We start from the raw sequence: 2,463 nt of genomic DNA, 5'->3' as shown, positions 1-2,463 counted from the left end.
CCCCCAGCCCCACCACCCGGCCCGTCGCCGAACTGACCGTCCGCGGCATCCTGCTCGGCGGGCTCATCACCCTGCTGTTCACCGCCGCCAACGTCTATCTCGGGCTGAAGGTGGGGCTGACCTTCGCCACCTCGATCCCCGCGGCGGTGATCTCGATGGCGATCCTGCGCTATCTGCCCGGCGCGACGATCCTCGAGAACAATATCGTCCAGACCGTCGCCTCGGCGGCGGGGACGCTCGCGGCGATCATCTTCGTGCTGCCCGGACTGGTGATGATCGGCTGGTGGCAGGGCTTTCCCTATCTGCTCACCGCCGGGATCACGATGACCGGCGGCATCCTCGGCGTGATGTTCTCGGTGCCGCTGCGCCGCGCGCTCGTCGTCGATACCGACCTGCCCTATCCCGAAGGCCGTGCCGCGGCCGAGGTGCTGATGGTCGGCGCCGGCAGCCGCGCCGGCGAGGCGGAGAGCGGCCGCGGGCTGCGGCTGATCGTCGTCAACGCGCTGGTCTCGGCCGGCTTCGCCGTGTTGACCCAGACCAAATTGGTCGTCGCCGAGGCGGCGCACTTCTTCCGCGCCGGTGCCGGCGCGACCGCGATCTCGGGTGGCCTGTCGTTCGCACTGATCGGCGCGGGCCATCTCGTCGGCCTGTCGGTCGGCCTCGCGATGTTCGCCGGCGTCATCATCGGCTGGTGGATCGCGCTACCGATTCTCACCGGCCTGTCGCCCGCCGCGACCGGCGTCGGGATCGAGGCATGGGTCGGCGGCGTGTTCCGCACCGACGTGCGCTTTCTCGGCGCCGGCGTGATCGGCGTCGCCGCGATCTGGACGCTGCTCAAGATCATCGGGCCGGTGCTCGGCGGCATCCGCTCGTCGATCGCGGCGAGCAAGGCGAAGCGCGGCGGTGCCGTGCTCGAACTGGGCGAGCGCGACCTGTCGATCAGCATCGTCGTCGCGGTGACGCTGGCGACGCTGGTGCCGATCGCCGGGCTGTTGTGGTCGGTGATCGCGGGCGGGCCGTTGCAGGGGTCGGCGCTGGTGCTGATCGCCGGCGCGCTGGTGTTCGTCCTGGTGCTCGGCCTCGTCATCGCCGCGGTGTGCGGCTATATGGCGGGCCTGATCGGCGCGTCGAACAGCCCGGTGTCGGGGATCGGCATCCTCTCGGTGCTCGCCGCCAGCCTGATGCTCGTCGGCCTGTTCGGCCGCGGCGCCGGGCCGGATACGACGCAGGCGCTGGTCGCCTATGCGCTGATCGTCACCGGCATCGTCTTCGGCGTCGCGACGATCTCCAACGACAATCTTCAGGACCTCAAGACCGGCCAGCTCGTCGGCGCGACGCCGTGGAAGCAGCAGGTCGCGCTGATCTTCGGCGTCATCTTCGGCAGCCTCGTCGTTCCGCCGGTGCTCGAACTGCTGGCGACGACGCTCGGCTTCCAGGGGGCGCCCGGCGCCGGTCCCAACGCACTCGCCGCACCGCAGGCGGCGCTGATCTCCGCACTCGCCAAGGGCGTGCTCGGCGGCGATCTCAACTGGGCGATGATCGGCTATGGCGCGCTGGTCGGCGTCGCCGTCATCCTGCTCGACGAGACGCTTGGGCGGCTCGGCAAGCTGCGGCTGCCGCCGCTCGGCATCGGCCTCGGCGTCTATCTGCCGATGGCGGTGACGCTGCCGGTGGTGATCGGTGCGGTGATCGGCGCCTTCTACGATCGCTGGGCGGAGCGGACGCCGGACGTCGAGCTCGCCAAGCGCATGGGCGTACTGACCGCCACCGGCATGATCGTCGGCGAGAGCCTGTGGGGCGTCGGCTTCGCGGTCATCGTCTACGCCACCAATTCCGACGCGCCGCTGGCGATCGCGCCGGCAGGGTTCGAGACGGTGGCGCTGATCGGCGGGACGATCGCCTTCCTCGCGCTGATCGCCGGCCTGTACCGTTACACTCGGCGATCCGTCGCCGCCTAAATGCGGCCAAGCGTTGGAACGCGGCGCAGGATCGGCCGTTGAACACGGCGAACCCGGTGATCACCCTGCCATCCCCCCCGGCCGGTGATTGCCGGGTTTTCCGTTAGCGTATCATGGGGTTCGTCGTGACATCGTCAGCACAAGAGAAGCGCGACCGACTGGCGAGGGTAAGCGAGGCGCTCAATTCCAGCGTCGCCGTGCCGACGGACACGTTCATCACCGACGATATTCCGCTGCTGCTGACCAAGCTGTCGCAGATCCCGGCCAAGCGGGATGAAAAGCGCAGCGACGGCGCGGACTGAACGGCCACGTCCCACAGCTCAAATGTCATCCCCGCGAAGGCGGGGACCCATAGACGCTGACGTAGCGGCTCAATCCCGGCTCCGCGCGTCTGGATCCGCCGGATTCACGAGAGAAGTGCACCACTGATAAGGTGGGTGCGCGATGGGACAGAGATACAGGCAGCTCAGCCTTGACGAGCGGATCGAGATTGCGCGGCTACGGG

The 2,463-nt window shown here is 69.0% G+C and carries 2 protein-coding genes; both read left to right on the top strand.

What is annotated here, in order from left to right; genetic code table 11:
- The first annotated feature begins 32 nt into the window (after positions 1–32).
- Positions 33–1,958 carry an OPT family oligopeptide transporter gene (locus FFS23_RS19850; protein WP_137899954.1) on the top strand — a complete coding sequence of 642 codons (1,926 nt, stop codon included), beginning with the start codon at positions 33–35 and terminating at the stop codon, positions 1,956–1,958.
- A 113-nt stretch (positions 1,959–2,071) separates the two neighbouring features.
- Complete coding sequence (locus FFS23_RS19845; RefSeq protein ID WP_137899953.1) at positions 2,072–2,260, top strand: hypothetical protein; 189 nt, start codon at positions 2,072–2,074, stop codon at positions 2,258–2,260.
- The last annotated feature ends 203 nt before the right edge of the window (positions 2,261–2,463 follow it).

The organism is Sphingomonas sp. 2SG, assembly GCF_005503285.1.
In the GTDB taxonomy this organism is placed as follows: Bacteria; Pseudomonadota; Alphaproteobacteria; order Sphingomonadales; family Sphingomonadaceae; genus Sphingomonas; species Sphingomonas taxi.
This window is presented reverse-complemented; position numbering and strand designations above follow the sequence as displayed.